Raw genomic sequence first — 6,374 nt, forward strand, 5'->3', positions numbered from 1 at the left:
GTATAAGAGACAGGGGTTCGGGAGGGGCGTGTGGCGGGGTGGGGTGGTCGCTTGTCGCGCAACCGCACGCTCTTGCGAATCCCGACCTGACCCGGGGGTAGCGAAGGGTTGATGCCCGGAAGCGCTGAGTGCCGCTGTGAGCCCCTTGGAGCCCCCTTGTGCATATCGGTACCCGGCCAAGACCGGTTCAGGGCGCCACATGCGTACTCAGGTACCGGCAAACACCCATCACTGTCTGCGCTACCGGTAGACTGGAAGACAATCCCGCCCCGAACGTGGGGACCGTCCGGGAAAAGCTGAGCAACGCTGATCAAGGCTTATCAACGCAACATGCCGCAGCCGCTCCGGCAACCCGCCGACGAGCCTGGCTCGTGCTGTGCCAGAAAGGGCGCTTCGTGGCCGATTCCGGCAACCCCAACGAGAACATCCCGTCCACCGACGCCGGCGTGAACGGTGCCGTCTCCTCGAACGGTGAGGCTACGGCCTCCTACGACGCCAGCGCGATCACCGTCCTCGAGGGCCTGGACGCGGTCCGCAAGCGACCCGGTATGTACATCGGCTCGACCGGTGAGCGTGGCCTGCACCACCTCGTGTACGAGGTGGTCGACAACTCCGTCGACGAGGCGCTGGCCGGGTACGCGGACACCATCGACGTGACGATTCTGTCCGACGGCGGCGTGCGTGTCGTCGACAACGGGCGCGGCATTCCGGTGGGCATCGTTCCGTCCGAGAACAAGCCGGCCGTGGAGGTCGTGCTGACCGTCCTGCACGCGGGCGGCAAGTTCGGCGGCGGCGGCTACGCGGTGTCCGGCGGTCTGCACGGTGTGGGTGTGTCCGTCGTGAACGCCCTGTCCAGCAAGGTGTCCGTGGAGATCAGGACCGACGGCTACCGCTGGACGCAGGAGTACAAGATGGGCGTCCCGACGGCGCCGCTGGCCCGGCACGAGGAGACGGACGAGACCGGTACGTCGGTCACGTTCTGGGCCGACCCGGACATCTTCGAGACCACCGACTACTCCTTCGAGACGCTGTCGCGGCGCTTTCAGGAGATGGCGTTCCTCAACAAGGGTCTGACGCTCAAGCTGACCGACGAGCGGGAGTCGGCGAAGGCCACCGCCGGTGCGGACGAGGCGGGCGCGGACGAGAAGGACGAGGTCAAGGCCGTCACGTACTGCTACGACGGCGGCATCGTCGACTTCGTGAAGTACCTCAACTCCCGCAAGGGGGACGTGGTGCACCCCTCGGTCGTGGACCTGGAGGCGGAGGACAAGGACAAGAGCCTGTCCCTCGAGGTCGCGATGCAGTGGAACAGCGGCTACAGCGAGGGCGTGTACTCGTTCGCCAACATCATCCACACCCATGAGGGCGGTACGCACGAGGAGGGCTTCCGCGCGGCGCTGACCTCGCTGATCAACAAGTACGCGCGCGACAAGAAGCTGCTGCGTGACAAGGACGACAACCTCACGGGTGACGACATCCGCGAGGGGCTGACCGCGATCATCTCGGTCAAGCTGAGCGAGCCGCAGTTCGAGGGCCAGACGAAGACCAAGCTGGGCAACACGGAGGCGAAGACCTTCGTCCAGAGGGCGGTCTACGAGCACCTCAACGACTGGCTGGACCGCAACCCGAACGAGGCCGCGGACATCGTCCGCAAGGGCATCCAGGCGGCCACCGCGCGCGTGGCGGCCCGCAAGGCGCGCGACCTGACCCGCCGCAAGGGCCTGCTGGAGTCCGCGTCCCTGCCCGGCAAGCTGTCGGACTGTCAGTCCAACGACCCCACCAAGTGCGAGATCTTCATCGTCGAGGGCGACTCCGCCGGCGGTTCGGCCAAGTCCGGCCGGAACCCCGAGTACCAGGCGATTCTCCCCATCCGCGGCAAGATCCTCAACGTGGAGAAGTCACGCCTGGACAAGATCCTGCAGAACCAGGAGATCCAGGCACTGATCTCCGCGTTCGGCACGGGCGTGCACGAGGACTTCGACATCGACAAGCTCCGCTACCACAAGATCATCCTGATGGCGGACGCCGACGTCGACGGCCAGCACATCAACACTCTGCTGCTGACCTTCCTGTTCCGCTTCATGCGGCCGCTGATCGAGGCCAGGCACGTGTTCCTCTCCCGTCCGCCGCTCTACAAGATCAAGTGGGGCCGGGAGGACGTCGAGTACGCGTACTCCGATCGCGAGCGTGACGCGCTGATCGAGATGGGCCGCCGGCGCGGCAAGCGGGTCCGGGAGGACTCGATCCAGCGCTTCAAGGGCCTTGGCGAGATGAACGCCGAGGAGCTGCGCGTGACCACCATGGACGCCGACCACCGTGTCCTCGGACAGGTCACCCTCGACGACGCCGCCCAGGCCGACGACCTGTTCTCGGTCCTGATGGGCGAGGACGTCGAGGCCCGCCGACAGTTCATCCAGCGCAATGCCAAGGACGTCCGCTTCCTCGACATCTGAGTCGGTCTCAGCTGACCGCACCAGGAAGGAATCCCACCAGCAATGGCCGACGAGAACACCCCCGTCACGCCTGAAGACCCCGAGGGCGAGACCACGCTGCGTGTCGAGCCCGTCGGGCTCGAGACGGAGATGCAGCGCTCCTACCTCGACTACGCGATGTCCGTCATCGTCTCGCGTGCGCTGCCGGACGTGCGTGACGGTCTCAAGCCCGTCCACCGCCGTGTGCTGTACGCCATGTACGACGGCGGATACCGCCCCGAGCGGGGTTTCTACAAGTGCGCCCGTGTCGTCGGCGACGTCATGGGCAACTACCACCCGCACGGCGACTCCTCGATCTACGACGCGCTGGTGCGCCTGGCGCAGCCGTGGGCGATGCGGATGCCGCTGGTGGACTCCAACGGCAACTTCGGCTCGCCGGGCAACGACCCGGCGGCGGCCATGCGCTACACCGAGTGCAAGATGGCGCCGCTGTCGATGGAGATGGTCCGCGACATCGACGAGGAGACCGTCGACTTCACGGACAACTACGACGGCCGCTCCCAGGAGCCGACCGTCCTGCCCTCCCGCTTCCCGAACCTGCTGATCAACGGCTCGGCCGGTATCGCGGTCGGCATGGCGACCAACATCCCGTCGCACAACCTGCGCGAGGTCGCCGCCGGCGCCCAGTGGTACCTGGAGAACCCGGAGGCCTCCCACGAGGAACTCCTGGAGGCCCTGATCGAGCGCATCAAGGGCCCGGACTTCCCGACCGGCGCCCTGGTGGTGGGCCGCAAGGGCATCGAGGAGGCGTACCGCACCGGCCGCGGCTCGATCACCATGCGCGCGGTGGTCGAGGTGGAGGAGATCCAGAACCGCCAGTGCCTGGTGGTCACGGAGCTGCCGTACCAGGTCAACCCGGACAACCTCGCGCAGAAGATCGCCGACCTGGTGAAGGACGGCAAGATCGGCGGCATCGCGGACGTCCGCGACGAGACGAGCTCCCGCACCGGCCAGCGCCTGGTCATCGTGCTGAAGCGGGACGCGGTCGCCAAGGTCGTCCTGAACAACCTGTACAAGCACACCGACCTGCAGACGAACTTCGGCGCCAACATGCTGGCGCTGGTCGACGGCGTGCCGCGGACGCTGTCGCTGGACGCGTTCATCCGCCACTGGGTGACGCACCAGGTCGAGGTCGTCGTCCGCCGTACGCGCTTCCGGCTGCGCAAGGCCGAGGAGCGGGCACACATCCTGCGCGGTCTGCTGAAGGCCCTGGACGCCATCGACGAGGTCATCGCGCTGATCCGGCGCAGTGAGACCGTCGAGGTCGCGCGTGAGGGCCTGAGGAGCCTGCTGGAGATCGACGACATCCAGGCCAACGCCATCCTCGAGATGCAGCTGCGGCGACTGGCCGCCCTGGAGCGTCAGAAGATCGTCCAGGAGCACGACGAACTGCAGGCGAGGATCAACGAGTACAACGAGATCCTGGCCTCCCAGGTCCGTCAGCGCGGGATCGTCAGCGCGGAGCTGGCCGCGATCGTCGAGAAGTACGGCGACGACCGGCAGACCAAGCTGATCCCGTACGAGGGCGACATGTCCATCGAGGACCTGATCGCCGAGGAGGACATCGTCGTCACGGTCTCCCGCGGCGGCTACATCAAGCGCACCAAGACCGACGACTACCGTGCCCAGAAGCGCGGCGGCAAGGGCGTACGCGGGACGAAGCTGAAGGAGGACGACATCGTCGACCACTTCTTCGTCTCCACCACGCACCACTGGCTGCTGTTCTTCACCAACAAGGGCCGGGTGTACCGGGCGAAGGCGTACGAGCTGCCGGACGCGGGCCGGGACGCGCGCGGGCAGCACGTGGCGAACCTCCTCGCCTTCCAGCCGGACGAGGCCATCGCCCAGATCCTCGCGATCCGCGACTACGAGGCGGCGCCGTACCTGGTGCTCGGCACCAAGGCCGGTCTGGTCAAGAAGACGCCTCTGAAGGATTACGATTCGCCACGCTCCGGTGGAGTCATCGCGATCAACCTGCGCGCGCGGGAGGACGGATCCGACGACGAACTGATCGGAGCCGAACTCGTCTCGGCCGAGGACGATCTGCTGCTGATCAGCAAGAAGGCGCAGTCGATCAGGTTCACCGCCTCGGACGCCACCCTGCGTCCCATGGGCCGTGCCACCTCGGGTGTCAAGGGCATGAGTTTCCGCGAGGGCGACGAACTGCTCTCGATGAATGTTGTTCGACCCGGTACGTTCGTGTTCACTGCCACTGACGGTGGGTACGCCAAGCGGACCCAAGTCGACGAGTACCGCGTCCAGGGCCGTGGCGGCCTCGGCATCAAGGCTGCCAAGATCGTGGAGGACCGCGGTTCGCTCGTGGGTGCGCTGGTGGTCGAGGAGAGCGACGAGATCCTCGCCATCACGCTCTCCGGCGGCGTGATTCGTACGCGGGTCAACGAGGTCAGGGAGACGGGCCGTGACACCATGGGCGTCCAACTGATCAACCTGGGCAAGCGCGATGCCGTCGTCGGTATCGCACGTAACGCCGAGGCGGGGCGCGAGGCGGAGGAAGTCGACGGCGACGTGGCCGTGGACGACATCGCCGAAGATGTCGCGACCGCCGGTACGGACGAGGGTGAGGCGCCCTCGGCCGAGTAGTACGAGGAGAGAGTCATCGTGAGCGGAGCCACGGGCGCCGGATCGGCCGGTACCTCCACTGGTACGGAAACGGACGGCGGCGGCCGTGGCTCCGCCGCGCGTGCGGTGGACACGCGCACGACCAACCTGCAGGCGATCAAGTCGCCCGCGACCGACGCGCACGGATCCCAGGGGGCAACGGTGACGGACGCCAGGGGCTCGCAGCCCCAGACCGCGGCCGGCCAGCAGGCGGCGGGCTCTCCACTGCCGGGGGAGCGGCAGCCGCAGCAGCCCTCGGGGCCGTACCACCCGCCGCAGGCCTACCCATCGGCCGCGGCGCCCGCGGACACGGTACGCCGGCCGCGTACGGGCGCGCGTACCGCGCCGCGCACCCGCAAGGCCCGGCTGCGTGTGGCCAAGGCCGACCCGTGGTCGGTGATGAAGGTCAGCTTCCTGCTCTCCATCGCGCTGGGCGTCTGCACCATCGTGGCGTCCGCCGTGCTGTGGATGGTCATGGACGCGATGGGCGTGTTCTCCACGGTCGGCGGGAAGATCTCCGAGGCCACCGGCTCGAACGAGTCGAACGGCTTCGACCTGCAGTCCTTCCTGTCCCTCCCGAACGTCCTGATGTTCTCGGCGGTCATCGCCGTCATCGACGTGCTTCTCGCCACGGCCCTCGCGACCCTCGGAGCGTTCATCTACAACCTCTCCGCGGGCTTCGTCGGCGGCATCGAGCTGACGCTGGCCGAGGACGAGTGACGCGGGCGCGACGCGCTTCGCGAACGTCCGCCGACGGTCCTGCGACAACCGATTTTGGGACTGCCCCCGTGGTGCGCTAATCTTCAGGAGTCAGCGCGCGGGACACACACCGCAGAGCGCGGCGGGGCTATAGCTCAGTTGGTTAGAGCGCATCCCTGATAAGGATGAGGCCACAGGTTCAAATCCTGTTAGCCCCACCAGCGAAAAGACCCCCGGTCGATTGGGACCGGGGGTCTTCTGTCTTCCGGTGTCTTCCGGGCACCGGTGTGCGGACGCGCCGACGCGGGAAGCCACGGCCGGCAACGCCGACAACGCCAAAAGGCCCCGGATCGCAGGGGCCGAGGCGGACCAGGCCGAGACAGGCAGGCCGAGACCAGGCAGGCCGAGGCAGACCAGGGACGGGAACGCGAAGATCCCCCGGTCGGGGGACCGGGGGTCTTCAGGGTTGCGGCTGGTGCTGTACGCAATGTCGCCGTTGTGTCATAGGTGCGGGCGGGGCGCCGGCGGGGCCGGTGCGGCGCTGTCAGCGTTGCAGGGGAATGG

3 protein-coding genes and 1 tRNA gene are annotated in these 6,374 nt (G+C 67.4%); all 4 read left to right on the forward strand.

Annotated elements, in window-relative coordinates; all coding sequences use genetic code 11:
• Nucleotides 1-395: 395 nt before the first annotated feature.
• The 4 genes from gyrB to C1I97_RS28640 all read left to right on the forward strand — a co-directional run bounded on the left by gyrB (nt 396) and on the right by C1I97_RS28640 (nt 6,031).
• Nucleotides 396-2,453 carry a DNA topoisomerase (ATP-hydrolyzing) subunit B gene (gene gyrB, locus C1I97_RS28625; RefSeq protein ID WP_181446962.1) on the forward strand — a complete coding sequence of 686 codons (2,058 nt, stop codon included), beginning with the start codon at nt 396-398 and terminating at the stop codon, nt 2,451-2,453.
• Nucleotides 2,454-2,495: 42 nt separating this feature from the next.
• Complete coding sequence (gene gyrA, locus C1I97_RS28630) at nt 2,496-5,093, forward strand: DNA gyrase subunit A (RefSeq protein ID WP_111006031.1); 2,598 nt, start codon at nt 2,496-2,498, stop codon at nt 5,091-5,093.
• 18 nt (nt 5,094-5,111) lie between these two features.
• Nucleotides 5,112-5,831 (forward strand): DUF3566 domain-containing protein, encoded by a 720-nt coding sequence (locus tag C1I97_RS28635; RefSeq protein ID WP_111006032.1) that lies wholly within the window; start codon nt 5,112-5,114, stop codon nt 5,829-5,831.
• 123 nt (nt 5,832-5,954) lie between these two features.
• A tRNA-Ile gene (locus C1I97_RS28640) sits at nt 5,955-6,031 on the forward strand.
• Nucleotides 6,032-6,374: the final 343 nt, after the last annotated feature.

Source organism: Streptomyces sp. NTH33 (assembly GCF_003236365.1).
Lineage (GTDB): Bacteria > Actinomycetota > Actinomycetes > Streptomycetales > Streptomycetaceae > Streptomyces.

Excerpts from the sequence above, each read along its gene's own strand:
- gyrA (WP_111006031.1), top strand. The coding sequence starts at position 2,496 with ATGGCCGACGAGAACACCCCCGTCACGCCTGAAGACCCCGAGGGCGAG.